Origin of the sequence: Pedobacter sp. 22163 (assembly GCF_052045595.1) — a bacterium.
Classification (GTDB): Bacteria; Bacteroidota; Bacteroidia; order Sphingobacteriales; family Sphingobacteriaceae; genus Pedobacter.
Window position 1 is genome coordinate 149,625 of the sequence record NZ_JBQEPM010000010.1, and the last position, 22,970, is coordinate 172,594.

Here is a 22,970-nt window from a genome sequence, read left to right on the forward strand (position 1 = left end):
AGTTTTCGTCTCCAATCTCAAATCTAACATCTCAAATCTCAGAATCTCTATGCGCCAAACCTGATCCATTTATCACCTTCGTGGCCAAAGATAAAAGAACCCGGGTGTAACATTTCGGCGATATCTTCTATTAGCGAAACGGCATTTTCGGCAGTTCTTTCGCGGTTAACATCGTCATTCAATAAAATGATTCTGTTGTTCTGCACCGCTTGCCAATCGGTATTTAATGCCGCAGGAACTTCTCTCATTAAATCGGTTAGAGTTTTACCCGGCTGATAATAAATAATAAAAACAGCGCTTAGTATGTCAGTCTCTATCATTCCACCTGCCAGCGAAATTTCTTCTGATAAAAAATATTCCGGATTGTTGCTCGTATCTAAGCAGACTACAGGCATTTTATCCATAAACTTAATCTTATGCTCCACTAAATCTAAACGTTCCTGTAATTCTTCTTGTTGAACAGCATCGAGGCCGATAAATAAATCGTTTAAAAAAGACATCTGCATTAAATTTATTAATTTGTGCAAAAATAACATTCCTAATCGCATGCGAAGCTCATTTAATTATATATTTTGGTTTTTTTGTGTAAGCTTATTCTTTTCATGTCAGGAGAATGCTGATCATCAGGACAAAAAAGTCTTTAATATTAATCTTGATCAGGGTTTAACCTCTATTGATCCGGCCTTTGCGCGCAACCAGAATGCGATCTGGATGACCAACCAGATTTTTAATGGTTTGGTACAGATCGATTCATCCTTGCAAACACTGCCCTGCATAGCCAAAAGCTGGCAGGTTTCGAAAGATGCCTTAACTTACACTTTTAACCTGCGCAACGATGTTTACTTTCATGATGATCCTATTTTTAAAAATGGCAAAGGCCGAAAGGTAACTGCAAGTGATTTTGTATATAGTTTTTATCGTTTAATTGACCCAAAGGTCGCCTCATCGGGCGGGTGGATTTTTAGTGACAAAGTGAAGGATAAGCATAATTTTATCGCGTTAAATGATTCTACTTTCCAGATCAAACTGGTGCGTCCTTTCCCGCCGTTTATGAGTTTACTCACTACGCAATACTGCTCTGTTGTACCCAAAGAAGTTGTAGAACATTATGGTAAAGATTTTAGAAGCCATCCTGTTGGTACCGGCCCTTTTAAATTTAAATACTGGAAAGAAGGTGAAATATTAGTGCTTTTAAAAAACGAGCATTATTTTGAAAAAGATGCCAAAGGGATTGCACTACCCTATCTTGATGCCATAAAAGCCAGCTTCATCACCGATAAACAAAGTGGTTTCATGAGTTTCCTGAAAAAGGATCTGGATTTCTACTATAATGTAGACGGCAGTTACCGCGACGATATCCTGACCAAAAGCGGAAAGATGACCTCGAAGTACAAAGGAAAATTTACATTAACCAAAAGCCCATACCTGTGTACCGAGTATGTTGGTATATTGGTTGATACCAATCTTTCGATTGTGAAGAAATCGCCATTGCGCTTAAAAAAAATCAGGCAGGCTATTAATTATTCAATAGATCGTGACCGATTGATTAAATACCTAAGAAATGGCATTGGCATAGCGGCAACATCTGGTTTCATTCCTAAAGGCATGCCTGGTTTTGATAGTTTGGCTGTTAAAGGGTATGCTTATAACCCAAAACTTGCTGCTAAACTTTTAGCGGAAGCTGGCTTCCCGGAAGGTAAAGGTATGGGAGAAGTAACCCTTAATACAACCACAACTTATAAAGACCTGATCGAATTTATTCAGGGCGAGCTTACTGCCGTAGGTATTAAAGTTAAAATTGATGTAAGCCCAAGTGCTAGTTTAAGGGATTTAATGTCGAAAAACAGCGTAAACTTTTTCCGTGGTTCCTGGCTGGCCGATTATGGCGATGGAGAGAATTTCCTTTCTATGTTTTACTCAAAAAACAAAGTCCCTTATGGACCAAATTATACTGCTTTTTACAATAAAGAATTCGATCAGCTGTTTGAGAAAAGCTATTATGAAACCGATAACGAAAAACGCTTTGAGCTGTACCGCAAAATGGATCAGATGGTAATGGATTATGCGCCGGTTGTTCCGTTGTTCTACGATCAATCTGTAGTGATGCTTCAAAACAACATTAGCGGATATTCTTTTAATCCGTTGAGTCTGATGATTTTGAAGCGGATAAGGAAAACTTAGAAACAAACGTTATTTTTCATTTTCGCTGTATAGAGAAACTTTATCAATTGGAGAATGACAAAGCTTTATTGCTAATGGCAATAATTATCTTTAATTTTGAATATGGATGCTTTAATTGTTTACCCTGAGAATAAAGAACAGTTGACTGCTTTAAAAGCGGTTATGAAAGTTATGAAAATCGCTTTTGAACAAAAAAGTGAGGTAATACCCAAAGCGGTAATAAAGGGCGTTAAAGAATCTTTGCAACAGGCTGACTCAGGTGACCTAACACCATATAAAGGTATAAAGGAAATGATAGGCAATTAATGGCTTTAAATGTTTTTACACAAAAAGAGCAAAAGAAACAATTACCTCGGTTTATCTTTTCATACAACAAAAGTTTGAGGATAGCGTTGCTGATAAGTTTATCAAAAAAGCAGAAAAAACAATAAAATTAATTTCAGAACACCCTTATATGTTTAAAGAGTCCTCATTTGAAGTAAATGTAAGGATTGGTCTGATTACAAAACAAACTTCGGTCTTTTATCGCGTCACTAATAATGCTATCCATATATTGTTTTTCTGGAATAATCAGCAAGAGCCTCTAGATATTTAATTAAATTTTACAAAAAAAGCCTCCCGATTGATCGGGAAGCCTGAACTGTATATTTAGATTGGGTTTTATTGCTGAACGCCACCGCCCATTCCACCTCCTTGTTGCTGATCTTGCTTCACATCGTCGTTTTTGATTTTCTTCTTTTCTGTAAATTTAAGCTTACCGAAAGAATAACTAAAGTTAACACCAAAAGAACGCAATGGGTAATAAATGTTAGTACTTTGATAAAGGGTACTTACCTTATTTCCGAGTGTTGTAACCGAGTTATTAACCGTTTTAATATGCAGATCTTTTGTAAAAGGATTCAGGGTATTAATACCGATCGACCCTTTTTTGTTTAGGATATCTTTCTTGAACGAAGCACCATAAAATACCATCGCATCTGTTTTACCCTGATAAGTTCTTCTTGGCGAGTTTACCACACCAAACAATTCGAAATTATAACCTTTACCAAATCCGTAGGCAGAACGGCCAAATATATTATAGTTTAAAAACGTTCCGGTACTTAAACCTGTTTGTGTATTACTTACCTCGTAAGTATTCACGCCAAGGTTGGTCATCAAAGTCCATTTCGGTTTTGGATTGTATGAGGCAAAAACATTTGCACCATAAGTTTGTGCTACACCGACATTAATATAGGTGGATAATGTTTTTTCAAACCCATTTTCTTTTAATGGAGTGATAGAACTTTCGATTACCCCGCCTGTGCGACGGTAAAATACCGATGCATTGATCACAGATCCTTTAATAAAAGTTGAATAACCCAGTTCTAAGTTATCGCTTAACTCAGGGCGTAATGTTGGTTCTCCCTGTCTGATATTAAACTGATCGCTTTCATTACGGAAAGGATTTAAATAAGCTAAACTTGGTCTTTGTACCCTACGGTTATAGCTTAATTTCAAAGTTGCATTACCTTTGAGTGTTTGTGAAATGATTGCACTGGGAAACACATTAAAATAATCATTTTTCTGTATCCCTGCTTTTTCGGTATTAAAACTGATATCTGTATATTCTGACCTTAAACCACCTTTAAAATTTAATTTTTTACTCAATTTGAAACTGATTACACCATATGCTGAGGCTACATCTTGTTTATATTCAAAATCCTGGTTTGCATTATTGGAAAATTCACTGTTGATGTTTCTGAAAATCCCCTTTGCACCTACCTCTAAAATTGTCGATTTGCTAAATGGATAAGTATAATCTGATTGTATAGTGTACTCTTGATTTTTACCTGTATTGTTATTGTTTACAGCAGGGAATGAGCTGCCGATAATTTCGTTTTGAAAATCCGTTGTATTTCTTCCTGATGATAATTGACCAGACATGGTAAACTCCTCTCCCTCTTTTTTAGTAGTATGTTTATAGTCTACATTCCAGTCGAAGTTATTAAAGCCCATATCCATATCACTGATATTTTTAAACGGCACATTATTTAAAACATAATCTGCTTCTCCGGGGCCACCATTTGAAAAGTTATTGTACTTTATATTGGAGCTCACGTTATTATAGGCATTAAAATCATAATCAACACCAAAACTTCCATTATACCCTTTACGGCTCCATTTAGAAACCCCATCCTGCATGATATTAGTTATCGTTGTTTTACCAATGGTATCAGTACGGGTAGTATTTTCAAATAAAACTCTTGAATCCTGAGCATAGGCCAGGTTTGTACCCAAACTTGCATTTACACTTAAGCGGCCTGTTTTTGCGGTTAAATTAAATGCACCATTATTTTGGCGTGTACCTGCCGAAGCATTAACTGTTCCGCTTACGCCCTGTGCATTAGATTTTTTGGTAATGATATTGATGATACCACCCGAGCCTTCTGCATCATACTTGGCAGATGGACTGGTAATTACCTCTACACTTTTAATCTGCTCTGCAGGGATCATTTTTAAGGCATCAGAAACGCTACTGGCCATAGTTCCAGATGGTTTACCATTAATTAATACACGAACAGCACCACCGCGTAACTGAACATTACCATCTACATCAACCGATAACATCGGCACTTTACGCATTACATCAGTAGCATCGCCGCCGGCATTCGTTCCATCGGCTTCTGCGTTATAAACCATTCTATCGATTTTATTTTCAATAACCGCTTTTGTTCCCTGAACCTGAACATCGGCCAGTGTATTTTCGCTTGATGAGATATAGATTGTACCTATATTATTATCTGGTTTTGAGGGTGTGGTGGTAACCAAAACAGATTTTGTTTTGTAGCCCATAAAACCGATCATTAACTTATAAGAATCAGGCGAGACATTTTGTAAGGATAATTTTCCCTTTGCATCGGTTACACCACCATTAACTGATTTATTATCCTTTGTATTAACCAACGATACAGTAGCATAATCAATCGGTTTTTTGGTTAAAGAATCAAGTATAGTTGCGGTGATACGTCCGGTAACGGTAGATTTTTTTGGTCCTCCTCCCAAGCCGCCAGTAAACTGGGCCTGTGCGGTAAAAAATAATCCAAGGATGAAGGTAAGTAGTAGAAGTTTTTTCATGTTAAGAGTTAGTCTTTTGTAATTAGTCTACGCAAATTGCATTTTGTTACAATTATAACCTATACTTTTTACCCTAACTCTTCTAATTTATCGGCAAACACTCCGCTTTCATCGGTAAAAGGAATTATAGATGACAGTATTTCCCCTTATGCGCGCTGATTACACTCAGGGTTTACTCATTAAAATGAATGCTTCAAGAAGCAGAATATATTTCTTAATTAGAAAGGATGGCAAATTGTAAAGATTAATTCCGTGATTTCAGTGCTTCCGCGGCGAAAAAAGCCATGGTTAGTTTAGTAAACCAAACAGGAAAAAATAAATGATCTGTCAGAACACAGACCATGGAATAAATCCCCAACATTCGGGATAGTATAACGGAGTACTTAGCTTTGAGCTTTAGTCTTCCCTTAAACTTTTCTGATTTTTATAATACGCATCCAGTGCAATACCTTCATTACCGGATAGGTTGGATCGAATTCCCACCATTTGGTAGCAAAGTTAGGACTGTTTGGTTTTTTGTGGTGGTTATTCTGAAAAAGCTCGCCCATTAATAAGAAATCCCAAGGTAATGAGTTTTTGCTATGATCATCATTATCATGGTTAGAATAGCCATATTTATGACCACACCAGTTAACAATTGCGCCATGTAAAGGCCCCATCAAAAAGTGGATCGGTAATAAGATAAACAGCCACCAATGGTTGGCAAAAGCAACATAAAAACCAATATAAAACAGCCCGCACGCAATTCTCCAGGCCCATGAATTTCCAATCTTATCAACGATTGGCCATTCGGGATAATTACCCTGAAAAGCTGGCTCTGGCTGTATTTTAAATTGCAGATAATTCATGTACATATTTTTCGTTGCTATCATCATCCCGAAAACATCCTTAAAAAAATGTGGAGAGTGCGGATCTTTTTCAGTATCGCTATAAGCATGGTGCATCCGGTGCAGGATGGCATAAGCCCTGGGATTTAAAAATGATGAGCCCTGCGAGATCAGTAATATCAGGTAGAAAAACCGCTCCCAAAAAAGCTCCATTTTAAACATCTTGTGCGACGAGTAACGGTGAAGGAAAAAGGTTTGGCTAAACAGGGATAAAAACCAATGGCAAAGAAAAAAAATGAAGATAATCATGTATAGGGTGTATGCTTTATAAACGTAGTTTGAGGGCGTTTAGTTTTTAATCGCGTGGAAAAAAAGCTTTAAATTAAGCGTTTAGATAAAAAGAATCCTGTTCCAATGCATAGAACAGGATTCTTTTTTAAATTATTTATTATCTACCGAAATCGTCTTGAACACGTACGATATCGCTTTCATCTGATGGGTTTGAAGCATCGGTATGTTGCCATATTTCTGCTACAACCCCCCAATCTTCTAAACCGATTAAACGGTGGCGTTCGCCTTGTTGTAATTTGATCTGATCTTTTGGAGCATATTTTTTCACTTCACCTTCTTCATCAGTTTGGCTGGTTTTAATGCCAACAGTACCGGTTACCACCTGCCAGATTTCCGCTCTGCGGTGGTGATATTGCCACGAAAGACGTGTATTCGGTGCAACGATTAAAATTTTAGGGCTTAATTTACCGCCAATTTTAAGATCTTCAACGTTTAATCCATCAAAATAAGTATCGGCAAATTGTTGCGCCTGCGCTTCATCTATTACAAAGAAACCACCCCACGGGCGCGTTTCATCACGGTTTACTACATTAAAACCTTCAATTTTTAAACGTTGTGCTACGCTTTCAAATATTTCTTTTTTGTCGTTTGTCATTGATAAAATATTAGTTTTCTAATGATTGTCGAGGTTCACAGGCATTAATTTATTTACCTGTGTGGTTCTATAATTTGCCGCAAAAATAAGCCTAATAAATTAAAAAAGCCCATTCGGGCTCTTTATTTTTTTGTTTCAGAAATTAAGCGTCCTATTTACTGCATTAACCAGGCGTATGAAATGAGTATAACTATTCCGTAACAGATGTAAAGATCATCGTCGCGAACTGCCCAGTTAAGGTTGTGCGCTTATTTTTGGGAACACTAACCTCAACATATTTTTCTGTACTGCCATACCTAATCCGTATGCCTACAGGAACATGAGTTCTGATGATGTAGTAACTTATGGGGCCATCTTTACTATATTTTAGTGCCGATCCAAAATCATTCTCCATTGCATTATAAGAAATTTGAGTATCAATTCTATATGCAGTGTAATCATTTTGAAGGTCGATAATGTAATTTGGGAGATCGGTTACCACAACATTCAATAATCCTACAATCCTTTCCATTATCACCTCTATAGTTTGATCATTATTTACAGCGATGCCCACCCTTTTTGCGAAAAATGTATCAGATGTTTTATAAAACTTATCCAAAAAAAACTGTGTTGGTTGCCAATATTGAAAGTTCGCCTCTGCGTAGGGCAAATAAACAGGCTTATCTTTATCCGCATCATAAAATTGATTGATGCCAAATTCGCTATTCGATCCAATTGCCACAAAATTATAGGTTCCATTAGGCAGCTCAAAGTTGATCTGGCCAAATGTAGAACTTGTAGCCAGTTGTGTTTGCCTGGCCACCTCAGTACCATCTGCTGTGTTGTAAGCTATAATAGTTAACTGTGCAATGAAATTTCTAAGTGGCTCGGTCGGAAAACCAACATTAGGCTCTCCTACATTGTGGTTTACTCCACCAAGTTTGAAGCCTATTTTGTTCTTTTTCATAGATTCCACTTGTCCACCAAGACCTTTTATACATGACGAAAACATTACCATTACCGCACATATGGTTAGCATGATTTTTTTCATAAGGCTTTTTTTTAAAGTAAAATTAGAATAATCGCAACCCAATAAGGAGTAAGGTTTTAAATTGTACAATTAATTGCCACCTGTGAAATGAAAAATGCACACTTTTTAAGAATCCGTAAAAATTAGAATACCTAAAAAAAAGGCTTATAAAAGACCAGACTGTGCCTTAATATGCCCCTTAGCTTTAGTATGTTTGACAAACACTAGAATAGCATTAAAATGATCCGAAAACTAACGATTTATATTTTCCTCTTGCTCATTTTTACCCAAAAAATCAACGCAAAAGTTTACCGTATAGGCAGTGAAAAAGAATTTAAGGCAATAGAATCTATTTTGGTTCCTGGCGATGAAGTAGAAATCAAAAATGGAAATTATGCCGATTGGGCTTTAGCGATCAACTCAAAAGGAACAGCGGCAAAACCAATCATCATCAGGGCCGAAAAACCGCGAATGGTTATTTTTTCGGGAAAAGTTACTACAGCTGTATTTAAAGTTTCGGGAGATTATATTTTTATCAAAGGCGTCAGCTTTAAAAATTGTGAATTAACTAAAGCAAGTGTGTTAATCGAGTTCAGCGCTACGAATAGTTGCCAGATATCCAACTGCAGCTTTTCTGGAAATAGGGTCACCTCACAGTTTACGCCATTAGTTGTTGTATCAGGAAATGGCAGTCATAATGTTATTGAAGGCTGTAGTTTCGCAGCAAATGTAGATAACCAGGATGTGCAGGTTAAAATCGCCAAAGAATCTTATCCGAAATTTACGCTGATCGAAAATAATGTTTTTAGTGATAAAGTGAAAGTGAGCTGGCAAAATGGTAATGGTGGTGAGTGTGTACAGGTAGGTCAAGATCCGGTATTACTGGGCAATCAGCGTCCGGAAAGTACCGTACGCAAAAACAGATTTATCCGTTGTAATGGCGAAAATGAAGTAATTAGCAATAAAAGTAGCGGTAATAAATACCTGAACAATTATTTCGAAGATAACGATGGGGAATTGGTGATGCGTGGCGGACATGATTGTATAATTGCCGGTAATATATTTAAAGGAGGTACAGGTGGTATCAGAATTAATGGAACGGAGCACATGGTGATCAATAATAAAATTGATGGCATCCAAACGGCTATTCGGTTAATGTACGGCATGGCAAAAGGAAAAGATGAAATCGGTTTTTATATTGCTGCAAGCGATTGTACAATAAAAAACAATACCATATCAAATGCTACAACAGGGATATTGCTTGGCGATAGCAAAGATGCCGACTGGACTGGAAAATTCGACACTAAAAGGTACCCCTCACCGGTGATGCAAAGTGTTGCTCCTCTTAACAATACGATTGTGAATAACCGTTTCGAGAATGTAAAGGCTCAGGTGGTTAAGAAGTAACCATTAGTACGTCACCCTGAATTTATTTCAGGGTCTTCATAACAGGAAAGATGCTGACCACGAAGTAGCTATTAGGCCTTTAAAATAACAAAAACTGCTGATAAAATAAATTCAGCATAACGAACCTCTTTTTAAAAACATCATGAAATAGATCAAACCTATCTCACGATGTTTTAGCTTTTTTTAATTACTGAACCTTATTTACCACAAGATCATCAAAATAAATGTAGCTTGTTTGGCTTGAGCCCCAAACGGCAACATCTTTTCCTCCTCTGAAATTGTGGAATGACAGCCGCTTAATCAAACGTTGTGCATCGTTGGTTGTCCAACGGATAGCTTGATCCAATACGGTAGTTCCGTTGATGATGACCTGTACCTGGCCATTTTTATTCGATCCGGTATTGCTTTTTACATATAGATGAACTGTATAAGTATCGCCTTTTACCAGGCTACCCGATGAAGGGTAAGACTTGCCAAAGGTATCGCCGCAAGGACCAGCCATATCTCTGTGGTAAACATAGGGTTGAAAAAACACGCGGCTACCGGTATTGTACCACATTAAACGCAAACTTCCTCCGTTACCATCGCTGGCAATGTCGCATCCGGTATTCCCTTCGCCAATTAAGAAGCCGAAGCCAACTTTACCGCCTCTACTCCAATCGAACTGGCTATGAAAACGTACTTTAAAGGTAGCTTCGTATGCTGATCCGTCTGATATATCAGCACCAGCAATTAAACCATTCGAAACAGAATTAGGTGCAAGGGTAGCCCTGGCCCAATTGCCTGAAATATAGGCCCTGCTTTCGTTCCAGCCTGTTAAGGTTGCCCCACCAAAATCGGCACTGGCTTCGCCGTAGGTGTAGGTGCCATCGGCATGGGTAAAACCAGTATTGATATTACTTGGAATGGCCTCTGTGGTTGCTTTGGTGTTTGATTGCGATACAACATCAATATTTTCTGGAACTGGTTCTGCTACTTTCTCTTTCTGGCAACCATAAAGGCTAAGGGAAAATACAAGCATTAGTGATGCAATAAAATGCATTGAATTCATTTTCTGACTCATGTTAATTTTAGTTAGATTTAAAATTTGGTTAGTATTATTTTTTAAGTAAGGTGTAATCCCCTATCCTTGACAGTTTATTACTGATTTGATTTGGCAGCTGTTTTTTTATTCTTTTTGGTTAGCTTGATCTGATACACTAACCTAATCAAAAATGTAATTCAAAATAGACGACAACTATCTTAAAAACAGCTAAATGCGATTTAATTGATGTTACAACGATTGAAATATTTAGGACAAATTATTGGGAAACCCTATTTTATAACAGGCCCCAAGATTCGTGAATCTTTAAGCTGCAGTTCACAATTACTTTTTTATAATCTCTGGCTTCAATATCGCCATTAATAAGTTTAACCAGCAACGTAACAGCCTGTTCGCCCAAGGCCTCAGGGTTTTCTTCGATTGATGCAATTGGTGGAGTACTGAGATAGGTAATAATAGGATCGTTACCGAAACCTATACATTCGAGCTTTTTAGCATAAGGATGTTCAACTGAACGCAAAAATTTAATTGTATCGAATAATAACTTCTCTTTAAAAGCCACTAAAGCTGTGGGTCCGTTTTCAGGATCGCTAAAAAGGTTTTTAATGGCTACGCGGGTATTTTCATCATCAAAATCGGTATAAGCTACATGATTAGCATTAAAAGGGATATCGTTATCCTTAAGTGCATTAATGTATCCGGAGAAGCGATCGTGACTGAAATTGACCATTTTTGGCCCACCGAGATAGGCTACTCTTTTATGTCCGCGGCTAATCAGATATTCGGTGGCCATATAGCAGCCCTGATGCGTATTCCCTAACACTTTATGACAGTTAAGGTTAAAGCTTGGATTACGGGTATAATAAACCACAGGAATCCCGATTTTCTCGAATTGATCGAGATGGGCGAAATCGGAAGTATGTTTGGAGATGGCTACAATTAACCCATCTACTCTCGAGCCTAAAAGTGTGGCGGCAGCGGTTACTTCCATTTCAAAATTATCGTGCGATTGGCTGATAATAATATTATAACCGTTCGCTGTAGCCAACTGTTCCATGCCATAAATGCTGCGTGTAAAAAAATGGTCGGAAAGATTTGGCAGTATAATACCGATAATCCTCGATTTACGGTCTCTAAGCCTTAGCGCAGAAATATCGGGTGTAAAATTTAACCTGGCGGCAAGCTCCTTCACCCTCAACTTTGTACTTTCTTTAATCCGTGGATAATCTTTTAACGATTTGGAAACGGTAGAAATAGATAGCTTTAACTCTTTTGCAATTAATTTTAATGTAACAGGTTTATTTTCCATAGGTAAAGGAGGTTAAGCGTTACAATGTGGTAAGCGGTGAGCGTTTGGGGTTTAGCGCCTCGTAATCTTTAAGGTTAGGAAATTAGAGTTTAGCGCAACGTCTTTAAATTAAGGGATAAATCGCAAAAAGATGTCACCCTGAGTGTAGTCGAAGGGCATTTATTTGCGATTTATCAACCTCAAGAAGTCTTCGACTACGCTCAGACTGACAACCGCGGCGCTTAACTTAATGACATTTGGGGTTAGCTTTTATAAACTAACCCCTAACCCACTAAACTGTATGACATTAAGCCAATTAACTATTGAATCTTATCCAGGGCCGGAACATTGTTTTCGTAACCTGTATATCCTTTATTTTGATTGATACGGCCCGCTGTATTAAAGCGCTGCGCTGCTGCCGGAACAGGCCAAAGCACATGGTATGGAGAAATCCTGAAGTTTACCCCCAATACTGTTGGTACTTTGTTGCGGTAAAAATCGTTCTTTTCGATAATCCTGTCGTAAAAGAAATTATTATCAGAAAAGGTTGCAAGACTATAGGTTTTTCCATTATAGGCAGGCTTACCGGTTGTTGCAAAGATATAGGCTATGCGGGTAAGCTCGGTTTTACGTGGTTCTTCGTAAAACAATTCTCTCGCTCTTTCGTCTAATATTGTTCCAATAGTAACTGCTGAGGCATCAGTCAGCAGTGCTGCATTGGCCCTTGAACGCACTTGGTTTAAATCGGCCATCGCCAGAGCTAAATTCCCTTTCCAATAGTAGGCTTCGGCCCGTAGTAGATAGGTTTCGGCCAAACGGAAGATATACCAGTCGGTATTGGTTCCTCTTGGCGGCGTCCAATATTTATCAACCGCAAGTGCATTGGTAGAATTGATAAAAGTTTTATAGTGTGGCCAACCGAAAAAATGACGGATGGTATCTAGCCCCTTGTTCAAAAACATGTTGTTTACATTCGCAGGGGTAACATCTACCAAAGGTTTGCCATATAACGCTCTTTCGGCAACATTACTTCCTGTTTTAATAGCAGGGTTGTTATATACCAGATCGGTCATATTCATCCACATGCCTTGTGCATGGCGGTAATCGGTATTGTCTGTCCAGATATTTTTAGTGCTGTATGCGGTACCGCGGTAGCGCCCGATTCCCCTGCCATACATTAAAGTTAAAGGTATTTCTACATTTACCCCATCAACAATGGCCTGGGTGGCACCAGATGGCGTTTTCAAGTTAGCAAAATGCCAGGCAGGTACGCAGTTACGCATTACCTGCGATCCCAAATCGGTAGCCCCGGCAAGTGTTTCTCTGTCAATGGTTAAAAAAAGTGTCTCCCTGTTAGCCGCAATGGCCTTATTATCCATACGGTGCAAATCCCAAACCACGTTTTTACTTGCATCACCGGCGGTACTCCCGAAACGGTTCCGCATTAAGCTATATGTTCCACTGTTGATTACGTTATTGGCCGATGTAATGGCGGCATCAAAATCGCCAAGTGCAAGATTAACTTTGGTTAGCAGATGGCTACAGGCGCCTTTGGTTACATCGCCACGGTCTACATTATCCTTTAACCACTTCTCGGCAAATAAAAGGTCTTCCTGCATTTTTTTCAATATCACCTCACGCCTGGTCGAAAAATAATCCAGTTTAGGAGATGTGATATCTTTTAAATTCAATGGTACATCGCCAAATTGGTGTACCAGGCGATAATAATAATAGGCCCGGTAAAAATAGGCGGCACTAAGAATGGCATTTCTTTCGGCTTCATCTTTAAAAGTTACATTATCGATATAGGTAATCACGGTATTGGCCATACGTACTCCTCTAAAACCTTCTGTCCAGTAAAACCCAATCCTGTTGAAATCAGGGTTGTCCAGATTGGCATCGGGTGTTACCCGCGTATCCATATCCTGGGCCTGCGTGGTTTTATCGGTGGTTCCGTCTACAGCTACTTCCGAAAATATAGATTCGGTAACAATGGGTGCCATATCGCCGGTAAATTCTCTTCTTACATTGGCTCCGATCGCTGCTATAGCCGCTTTCATAGCTGGTACACTGGTTAAAGCGGTTTGAGGCTCTAATTGCGATAATAATTCTGAATCGAGATTTGATTTTTTACATCCATTTGCTGATAATAGGACGGCCAGGGCCACAAACGGAATTATCTTTTTATATGTAATATTCATCTTTGTCATTTTTTAAAGGGTAACATTCAGTCCGAAAGTGTAAACTCTTGGTGTTGGAACCGGATTTCCATTATTATCTGCAGTTTGCGGGTCCCATTGGTTCCAGTTTGGCGCATATACACCAGCATTACTTACATTGGCGTATATTTTTGCACCCTGTACCCTCAATTTACCCAGAAAATCTTTCGGCAGGCTGTAGGCAAGTGCAATGGTATTTAACCGGATGAACGAGCTTTTACGATACGAATTGAAACTTACGCCACTTAAACCCGAATTTAGGCGGGCATAATCATTAATAGGATTACCTGGTGTCCAATAAGGTAAAACATATGAGCTCGACCTGCCAAAACCTACACTTCCGGGCTGGTTTTTGGTCTGGTTATCGGCCCTAAGCTGCCCCCAGCTTGAGATGAGCTGGAATGAAAAATCGAAATTTTTATAGATGTTAAAATCATTGCGGAACGACCAATTGAACCTTGGACTTCTGTAGCCTATAAATTGTTTATCCAGGTCATTATATACATAATTCCCGTCAACATCGAGAAGTTTAAAATCCCCGGGTTTAATTCCAGCTTTTTCATATTTTTTAGCCTCTGTCATTTCGTTTTCCTGCCATACCCCTAAAATTTTATACTCCCAGATCACATCAATGTCTTTACCGATAAACCATCCGTTACCCGGATCATCATTTGGTGTAGCCAGTCCTACAATTTTATTGCGGTTAAGTGAAAGGTTTGCAGATGTGCTCCATGTAATATTTCCGCCTGTTAAGTTTTTACTGGTGATGCTAAACTCAAATCCTCTGTTATTTACGCGGCCCAAATTGGCAATAACATTTACATAGCCCGAAACATTCGGTAAAGTTTGACCAATCAAGAGATCTGATGTTTTCTTATCATAAAGTTCAAGCGAGCCACTGATGCGGTTGTTCAAAAATCCAAAATCCAAACCAAGATTTAACGACTTTGTCTTCTCCCACTCCAGGTTTGGATTACCCAAACGCGAACTATTTACAACCGTATTCACCTCTCCTGGTGTACCACTGCCGTTAACCGATTGATACTTACCTCCAGTTAAAGTCTGGATAGCTACATAAGGATCAATCACGTTGTTAGCATCCCTGATTTCTCTGTTTCCATTAATCCCATAAGATAAACGCAGTTTTAAAAAGTCGATCCATTTAACGGGTTTCAAAAAGCTTTCTTCACTTACGGTCCAGGCCACCGCAGCGGCAGGGAAATTAGCACGTTTTTTAGAAGCCCCAAAAGCAGAGTATCCGTCTCTACGAACAGAGCCCGTTAAAGCATACCTGCCTTTGTAGGAATAATTTACCCTGGCTAGCAAAGCATCGCCGGTGTACACCTTATCATCGCTGCTTACCGTTGGTTTGTTACCACTTTGAATGTTGTGATAACCCAGTATATCTGTTGGCGCAAAACCTTCATTACTTGCAATGGTATACCAGGTAGAATATTTTTCGGCATTAACCAAAAGCGTTACATCAATGTTATGATCTGTTGCAATAGTCTTGTTCCACTTTAAGAGGTTATCCAACTGCCAGTTGTATCTGGTTTCCTGCGCTCTTGATGCTGAACCGCCTGGGATGGTAACATTTGGATTTTTAGAAGATTGATGGTTAAAGGTGCGGTACTGATCTAAACCCGGACTAAAATTAGCCTGATAAGTAATGCCAAAAGGCAATTGTACTTTGGCATAAAGACTACCAAACAAAGTACTCTGTTTTTGCAACCTCGAATTATAAGTTCGGTCAAGAAAAGGATTACGGGCATTGAGGCCGTTATCATCGGTAGGGATTCTTCTTAAAGAACCATCCGCATTATAAAAATCGCCGTAAGGAGATAAATCTGGCAGTTGCGAAAACTGCGCTTCGATAGCGCCCTCATCACGGTCGGCAAATTGCAGGTTCATGCCAAGGGTTAAAAACTTAGCTGCTTTACCTTCCAGGTTTAACCGGGTACGGAAAGTACTGAAGCCGCCTCCAGCAATAATGCTTTCGTTTTTAAGATAACCAAGCGACATGTAATAAGAAACTTCTTCTTTTTTCCCGCTGAGGCTTAAGGTATGGTCCTGGCGTTGCCCGGTAGCAAAAAGCATATCGTACCAGTCTGTTGTTTTTCCGGCAAGGTAATTGGCCTTCTCGTTGGCCAAAAGACCAAGACGGCTTAACCAAAGATCAGTTGGATTGGTGGTAGTTTGGCCATTTAACCATTGGGTAAGTGTTATACCCTCTGGTAGGTTATTGGGATCATTGTAGATATAAGGTGGATTTACCCCGCCACTGCGCTGTACATCAGCACGCCAGTTTAAAAAACCCGGTCCATCATACACAGGTTGATTCTGGGCCAGGGTAGCCATTCCGAAGTTTGTATTTACGGTAATGGTTGGTGCGCCGCTTTTTCCTTTTTTAGTGGTAATGGCTACTACACCGGTTGCTGCTTTTGCACCGTAAACCGCAAGCGAACTTGCATCCTTAAGTACATCAACCGATTCGATATCGTTGGGATTAATATCAGACAGCTGACCGATAAAAATAACGCCATCTAACACAATCAGGGGCGTTGTAGTACCTGTAAGTGTTGTCTTCCCACGTACAAGCAGATCTCCTCCGCCTTTAGCACTGTTATTAAAGCCAACACTTAAGCCTGGGATATTGCCACGAAGGATATCGGTAACACTATTTGGATTTTCGTTTTCCAGCTGCGTAGCTTTAATACTCGAAACAGCACCGGTAACATCTTTTTTCTGTGCAGTACCATATCCAATTACCACCACATCGTTAAGGCCTTGCGCACCATCGTCCATAGTAATATTGATAGTGCTTCTCCCGTTTATAGTAACTTCTTGTGTAGTAAAGCCTATAAACGTGAATACCAGGGTTTGATTGCCATCAGGAACTTTTATAGTATACTTACCCGAAGCATCTGTTAAGGTGCCAACCGATGTATTTTTTACCCTTACACTTACGCCAGGAAGCGTTATGCCTTTGTTATCTTTAATGGTACCCACAATGACGGTTTGAGCGAAAGCACTAAAACTCCCGAACAGCGTTAAAAGTAATACCGCTAAAATTTTTGCCTTACCCGCACAGATGCGCCTGAAGTATAGCAATATTGCTTTTTGGTTGTAAATTTTATTCATAATTATAGTTTAGTTAATGATTATCTGTTAAATGATCTGATCGGCATCTGCCAAATGCCTATTTGTAAAATTTAGATCGCAATAGGTAAATGGCAACTTGCTGCTGAAAATTAACTGGAATATTAGCCTGAAAAAAAAATGATAATGCCAGCGAATGGTGGCCTTGATTGACTCTTAAACATGGATAATTTGGTTAGACTTATTTTATCTAATATAAAAATCTGTAGAACCAGATGTAAAGGACTATCATTCAAATAAGCTAAAAATGTGCCTCAGATTGCATTTACAACGATGTAATTAATTTCATGATTTGGATATTTAACAATAGGTGCCTTCTAGCACTGTTATCCTTAGGGTTATTTATGTATAAAAACCGATATGAATGAAAAGAGGTTTTGTAGAAGTAATATATTGCGCAGAATCGTCATTCCCAACCCGATAGCTATCAGGTTGATTGGGAATCGTAATGCAATAAAGCTTTAAGATTCCCGCCTGCGCGGGAATGACGAAACGTTCATTAAACCCCTCTAAACAAAAAATGGTGCCTGAAAATATTTTCGGCACCATTTTCTTATTGAAATTTTTAGTTTAATAACCTGGATTTGGTGTCAGGTTAGGGTTATTTTTGATTTCTGGAGTAGGAATCGGGAACAATAAATGTTTGGTTTGCAAAGGTTGGTTTACACTTTGATTAATGTGACCAACAAAATTATCAAAACCATTGGTACTTTCATTGTACACTTTACGCAAGCGGACCATATCGAACCAGGTAACGCCTTCGTAACACAGCTCGTGCCAGCGCTCTCTCCAAACAGCCTCTTCAAACTGTGTTTGGCTCAAACCTGCAAGATCAGCCAATTGCGCTCTTTTTCGTACTGCATTTACCGCAGCATAGGCAGCAACATTCGGACTACCATCTGCCCTGTTCTGTGCTTCGGCATAAATTAATAAGGTTTCAGCATAACGGATCTGTGGAATGTTCAGATCACTCCTGCTGGTACCTTCTACACCTAGTGTTCCATTTGCAATCAGATCGAAGTGTTTAAAAACATAAGGCTTACCTCGGTTAATCAGCGGCATTTTAAATCCATCGGTATAATAATCGGTAAAGAAATAACCTTCTCTGTTTTTAGCCCTTAAATCTCCTGCCTCATACGAACCATAAAAACCTGCAGTTGGAATAGCTGTTCCAATCCCATCAATTTTAGAAACCAATGGCTGATGTAATGGTAGATATGAAGACTGTAAGGGGTTGCCAGATCCGGCAGCGTCATTGTACTGGATGCCGAATAAATGCTCTACTTTATTGTCATTCTTTGCATCGTGCAAAGCCCCATAACCGGGGAACAAGCTAAGTGATGCTGGATTCCCCGTTGAATAATCGATTACCTCTTTGGCCTTATCTGCAGCTAATTTATAATAAGCTGCTCCTTTGTTAAGTGGCTGTCCGGCCATGGTTAAATATACTTTTGCCAGTTCAGATTTAATTGCTGCTGTAGAAACACGTCCACTTGCATCCATAAAAGGCAAACCAGCCGCTTCTGCAGCAACCAGATCGTCGACAATGAGTTTGTAAACCTGTTCTTGTGGCGTACGGGAAGGAGAAAAATTGGGATCGTTAGGGCTGGTAATCGGTTTAGTAATTAAAGGCACATCGCCCCATAAACGCACCAGGTAAAAATAGGCCCATGCCCTGATGAAAGCAGCCTCTCCTAAAATCCTTTTTTTCTGGGCATTGTCCATCGGGTTAATGCCCGGAACTTTATCCAACACCAGGTTGGTTTGTGCAATTACTTTATAAAGTCCGTTCCAGTTTTGGTTAACATGCAGGTTTGTACCATCATAAATTAGTGAATACAAATTGTTCAGATCAGAGTTTTGTGCGGTTTCGGTAGATTGTATGCCGGTTGGCGCATCAAGCATCTGCCAGTTGTTCGAATAAATACCGGCACCGTTTCCAATAAACCGGATCTCTGCATAAACAGCAGCAATACCTGCTTCCGCATGTTCTGGTAAAGTATAAAAATTATCGGGCGAAAGATTAGTGGGATCTGTTTCATCTAAAAACTTCTTACACCCCGAGTTTCCCAGTATAGCGCCGCCTAGCAACAACAAAGCAGCGATATTTTTTATGTTTATTTTCATTTTGATATCCTTTCTTTAGTTAATGTTTATAATCCAATGTTTAAACCTACCATGAAAGTAGTTGGCTTTGGATAATCGAAAAATGTTTGACCTTGTGCAAATGCATTTCCATAAGTCGTTACCTCAGGATCGTTACCTGTATACTTGGTTGCCAGGAAGAAATTTTGAACAGATGCATAAACACGGAGTTTGCTTAAGCGTAATTTTTCGACAAGTGTCTTATCAAAGGTATAACCTAATAAAAGGTTTTTTCCACGAATGAAAGAACCGTCTTCTAACCAGTGGGTATCTACGTTGGTAACATATCCGGCAGATTGATCCCTGATTGCGGCAATCGGTGTATTTTGATTCTGAGGAGTCCAGGCATTTAATACACTGGCAAAACTATTGGCCTGTACCTGTCTGTCTTCACCCGAGTGATGCGTCATATTCAACACATCATTACCATATGAGTATTGAAGTTCTACAATGAGCTCTAAGTTTTTGTAACGGAATGAGTTACCAAACGATCCCCAGCCTTTTGGCGTTCCATTACCAATAATCTGACGGTCGGCATCCGTAATGGCATGATCGCCGTTTACGTCTAAATATTTAATATCGCCCGGAAGCAAAGTTTTACCACCCCGGTAACTTACATATTTAGCGGCTTCTGCCCTTTCTGCCTCGCTCCAGGTTCCTAAACGTACAAGCCCCCAGAATGAACCCACAGGCTCACCTACCCTGATAATACCAGTTTGATTGGTGAAATTTGGGTTACCCACACCAAAAATATCATCAGGAGTGGCCAAAGAAAGTACCTTGTTGCGGTTAAGTGAGATATTGAAACTGGTTTTCCAGGTAAAATTATCGGTTTGTACGTTTATCGTATTAATCCCTAAATCTAAACCTTTGTTCTGCATAGAACCGATATTTTTTCTGATCACTGCGTATCCTGTGGTACGTGGAACCGGGGCATCCAATAACATATCGGTTGTTTTTCTGTAATAAAGATCGGCTTCTAAATTAATGCGGTTGTTAAATAAGCCTAATTCTAAACCCGCATCAACCTGTGCTGTTTTTTCCCAAACCAGGTCCGGATTAGCTAACCTCCCTATACCAATACCGGTTACCCTGCTATCGTTAATAATAGCAGCATTATTAACCAATGTGGCAAGCGACTGATAGGCAGGAAGCTCTGAGTTACCGCTTAAACCATAACTGGCTCTTAGTTTTAAGTTAGAAATGGTTTTGTTTCCTTTGAGAAAATCTTCATCTGAGGCTTTCCAGGCCAATGCTGCCGAAGGGAAAAAGGCGAATTTATGGTTCTCCCCGAATTTGGATGACCCATCTACCCTCCCTGTAAAGGTAACCAGGTATTTATCTTTAAAAGCATAGTTTAACCTTCCAAAATAAGAGTTAAAAGCTGACCTGTTCCGGCTAGAGCCTACGGTAATCGATTTACTTCCAGAGCCCATGTTATTGTTTCCGTAAAAATCGGTCACAAAATTCTCGGCATGGCTGGTATTGCTAAAAAAGCTGGTGGCCTGCCAGGAGATACCTAATAACGCATTAATGGCATGCGATTCGGCAAAACGTTTGTTATAGGTTAAATAATTTTCCAAAGACCAGAAGGTTTCCCGATCATCGGTTACATTCGCCGTTCCATTCTGTCCATCAGAGATCCCGTATAATTGTTTGGCATTGTACTCGTTAATGTTACGGCTCACAATATTGGCCCCTAGCTGGGTACGGAACTCTAAATCTTTGCTAAAGCTAATGGTAGAATAAATACTCCCCAAAGCAGTTTGGGTGACCATTCCATATTTTTGATCGGTTAGGATGTGTACCGGATTGGAGCCTCCTTCTGCCCACGGAATCAGTTTATTATCGCCCCACTTGCCATCTGCCAGTTTAATCGGTAGAAAAGGAAATGCTTCTGTAATCATACGGACTGAATTTAAACCGCCTGTTCCCTGATCAACAATGTTTTCATTTTGGTTATTGTAGCTCAAATTACCGCCTACCTTTAACCAGGGTTTAATTTTACTATCGAAATTAAACCTGCCCGAATAACGTTTTAAATAAGAGTTTAATAAAAGTCCCTGGTCATCGCGATAGCCTGCAAAAACACCGTAAGTGCTATTTTCGTTTCCACCTGTAAAACCCAGCTGGTGATTTTGCGAAAGTTTATTCTGTGTAGATTCTTTTAACCAATCGGTATTATATAATGGATTTCCATTGCTATCGAAAAATTGAGGCAAAGCAATTCTGGCTGCTTTTGGCACAGGTGTGGATGCGTAACTTCCCGCTGCCCAACCTACCGGATCGTAAACTTTAATATTCTCGTAAGCCAGATCCTGTACCTTAACATACTCAAAGGCATCAAGCATCTCGACATGGTGTGCGGCCAATGTATTGATGCCGAAATCTGCATCGTAGGTAATGCGTTGGGCATTTGCTGTTCCTTTTTTGGTGGTGATTAAAATTACCCCGTTTGCACCTCTTGCACCGTATATAGCCGTAGAAGAAGCGTCTTTTAACACCTCTACTGAAGCGATGTCGCTTGGGTTAATGTAATCGATAGCGTTACTGTTCTGTGTTTGCGACCCCACTGGCAAAGCTACACCATCTACTACATAAAGTGGATTGTTGCTTGTATTGATTGAACTAAATCCACGGATTTTGATATTCGTCTGTCCGCCGGGTCTTCCCGAATTGGTGTTTACCTGTACGCCGGAAATACGGCCAGCCAGTGCCTGGTTTAGAGATGAAGACGGACGTTCCTGAAGTTCGCTTGCTTTAACCACACCAACAGAACCCGTAAGGTCTGTTTTTTTCACCGAACCATAACCAATTACCACTACTTCATCTAACTTATTGGCTTCGGCAGGTGCCATTTTAACGCTTATGTTGGCTTCATTGCCTACTGTTACATCTTTATTTTGATAGCCCACATAAGAAAAACGGATTACATCGTTTGGGTTGGCCTCAATGCTGAACTTACCAGCTTCATCAGTTACAGCGGTTTTGCCTGACGAAATGTTTTTAATGCCAACACCAGGAATAGGCATGTTTTTTTCGTCTAATACGGTTCCTGTAATTACTTTTCGGTTTTGGATATGCACTAAAGGCATATCTGGCCCGGAAAATCCCTCGGATTTCTCAGCCATCGAAAAAGCAGGACTATTGAGCAAAAAAAGCACAGAAAGCCCTGAAATCTTTAGTAGATTGATTTTCATTGGTTTAGGTTTAGTAAATGGTTAGTTAATAATATATAATTCAACTGCTAGCAGCTAAAACGTTTTATCAATTATTCTATAAATAACAACTGATGACAAATAGTCATTTTTAATCAGAAGGCTTTGAGTTAAAAGCAATTGTGTGATGGGAGATCGTATTTTTAAACGGGTTAAAAACTACACACAAATAAACTACACAGACATATACTGTACCACAGGGCGCAAATATTCCTAAGCTCATCATCATATTTGGTTACTGATAAATCGATTTATCAATTCAATATTAAATATTTTATCACAAAATCAAGAATATTATTTTGATCATTAGAAGTACGCCAACGTATAAATCAGATTACAGTATGATTACTTTTACAGGTACAAAAATTTTTGAATAAATATTTCAGGTAAATAAAAAATAGACAGGCTGAAATCC

Annotated in this window: 16 protein-coding genes; 4 read left to right on the forward strand and 12 right to left on the reverse strand. The window is 39.3% G+C overall.

Translation table 11 applies throughout. From position 1 onward, the window contains the following. Window positions 1–47: 47 nt before the first annotated feature. Window positions 48–500, reverse strand: a complete 453-nt coding sequence (locus tag ACTJKN_RS22975; protein ID WP_440828041.1) for a hypothetical protein — start codon at window positions 498–500, stop codon at window positions 48–50. Between the two features lie 46 nt (window positions 501–546). Here ACTJKN_RS22975 and ACTJKN_RS22980 point away from each other — a divergent pair, with 46 nt between their 5' ends. The 3 genes from ACTJKN_RS22980 (at window position 547) to ACTJKN_RS22990 (ending at window position 2,776) form a co-directional block, all read left to right on the forward strand. Then, on the forward strand, window positions 547–2,181 hold the full coding sequence (locus ACTJKN_RS22980; RefSeq protein ID WP_440828042.1) for an ABC transporter substrate-binding protein: 1,635 nt from the start codon (window positions 547–549) through the stop codon (window positions 2,179–2,181). Window positions 2,182–2,283: 102 nt separating this feature from the next. Next, entirely contained in the window at window positions 2,284–2,487 is a 204-nt protein-coding gene (locus tag ACTJKN_RS22985; RefSeq protein ID WP_440828043.1) for a DUF2683 family protein, read from the forward strand. Then, a complete protein-coding gene (locus tag ACTJKN_RS22990) occupies window positions 2,483–2,776 on the forward strand; it encodes a type II toxin-antitoxin system RelE/ParE family toxin (RefSeq protein WP_440828114.1) in 294 nt (97 codons plus the stop codon). The genes ACTJKN_RS22985 and ACTJKN_RS22990 overlap by 5 nt, the downstream gene beginning before the upstream one ends. A gap of 65 nt (window positions 2,777–2,841) precedes the next feature. Here ACTJKN_RS22990 and ACTJKN_RS22995 read toward each other — a convergent pair whose 3' ends face one another. From ACTJKN_RS22995 to ACTJKN_RS23010, 4 genes are all read right to left on the reverse strand, one after another. Next, window positions 2,842–5,295 (reverse strand): TonB-dependent receptor domain-containing protein, encoded by a 2,454-nt coding sequence (locus tag ACTJKN_RS22995; protein WP_440828044.1) that lies wholly within the window; start codon window positions 5,293–5,295, stop codon window positions 2,842–2,844. A gap of 407 nt (window positions 5,296–5,702) precedes the next feature. Further along, window positions 5,703–6,431 (reverse strand): acyl-CoA desaturase, encoded by a 729-nt coding sequence (locus tag ACTJKN_RS23000; protein ID WP_029275826.1) that lies wholly within the window; start codon window positions 6,429–6,431, stop codon window positions 5,703–5,705. 139 nt (window positions 6,432–6,570) lie between these two features. Further along, on the reverse strand, window positions 6,571–7,068 hold the full coding sequence (locus ACTJKN_RS23005; RefSeq protein WP_025142534.1) for a phosphoheptose isomerase: 498 nt from the start codon (window positions 7,066–7,068) through the stop codon (window positions 6,571–6,573). 190 nt (window positions 7,069–7,258) lie between these two features. Further along, on the reverse strand, window positions 7,259–8,098 hold the full coding sequence (locus ACTJKN_RS23010) for a FimB/Mfa2 family fimbrial subunit (protein ID WP_440828045.1): 840 nt from the start codon (window positions 8,096–8,098) through the stop codon (window positions 7,259–7,261). 219 nt (window positions 8,099–8,317) lie between these two features. On the opposite strand from ACTJKN_RS23010, the gene ACTJKN_RS23015 reads away from it, so the two are divergent. Continuing rightward, window positions 8,318–9,484: a chondroitinase-B domain-containing protein gene (locus tag ACTJKN_RS23015; protein ID WP_440828046.1), complete on the forward strand. Its 1,167-nt coding sequence runs from the start codon at window positions 8,318–8,320 to the stop codon at window positions 9,482–9,484. Between the two features lie 187 nt (window positions 9,485–9,671). Here ACTJKN_RS23015 and ACTJKN_RS23020 read toward each other — a convergent pair whose 3' ends face one another. The 7 genes from ACTJKN_RS23020 to ACTJKN_RS23050 all read right to left on the reverse strand — a co-directional run bounded on the left by ACTJKN_RS23020 (window position 9,672) and on the right by ACTJKN_RS23050 (window position 22,537). Beyond that, the gene (locus ACTJKN_RS23020) at window positions 9,672–10,535 is read right to left on the reverse strand and encodes a polysaccharide lyase (RefSeq protein WP_440828047.1); all 864 of its coding nucleotides are present in this window, start codon (window positions 10,533–10,535) and stop codon (window positions 9,672–9,674) included. A gap of 268 nt (window positions 10,536–10,803) precedes the next feature. Then, a complete protein-coding gene (locus ACTJKN_RS23025) occupies window positions 10,804–11,835 on the reverse strand; it encodes a LacI family DNA-binding transcriptional regulator (protein WP_440828048.1) in 1,032 nt (343 codons plus the stop codon). A 299-nt stretch (window positions 11,836–12,134) separates the two neighbouring features. Beyond that, the gene (locus ACTJKN_RS23030; protein ID WP_440828049.1) at window positions 12,135–14,015 is read right to left on the reverse strand and encodes a RagB/SusD family nutrient uptake outer membrane protein; all 1,881 of its coding nucleotides are present in this window, start codon (window positions 14,013–14,015) and stop codon (window positions 12,135–12,137) included. 12 nt (window positions 14,016–14,027) lie between these two features. Further along, entirely contained in the window at window positions 14,028–17,174 is a 3,147-nt protein-coding gene (locus tag ACTJKN_RS23035; RefSeq protein WP_440828050.1) for a SusC/RagA family TonB-linked outer membrane protein, read from the reverse strand. Window positions 17,175–17,534: 360 nt separating this feature from the next. After that, window positions 17,535–17,741, reverse strand: a complete 207-nt coding sequence (locus ACTJKN_RS23040) for a hypothetical protein (protein WP_440828051.1) — start codon at window positions 17,739–17,741, stop codon at window positions 17,535–17,537. 21 nt (window positions 17,742–17,762) lie between these two features. Further along, window positions 17,763–19,319, reverse strand: a complete 1,557-nt coding sequence (locus tag ACTJKN_RS23045) for a RagB/SusD family nutrient uptake outer membrane protein (RefSeq protein ID WP_440828052.1) — start codon at window positions 19,317–19,319, stop codon at window positions 17,763–17,765. Window positions 19,320–19,345: 26 nt separating this feature from the next. Then, window positions 19,346–22,537 (reverse strand): SusC/RagA family TonB-linked outer membrane protein, encoded by a 3,192-nt coding sequence (locus ACTJKN_RS23050; protein WP_440828053.1) that lies wholly within the window; start codon window positions 22,535–22,537, stop codon window positions 19,346–19,348. Window positions 22,538–22,970: the final 433 nt, after the last annotated feature.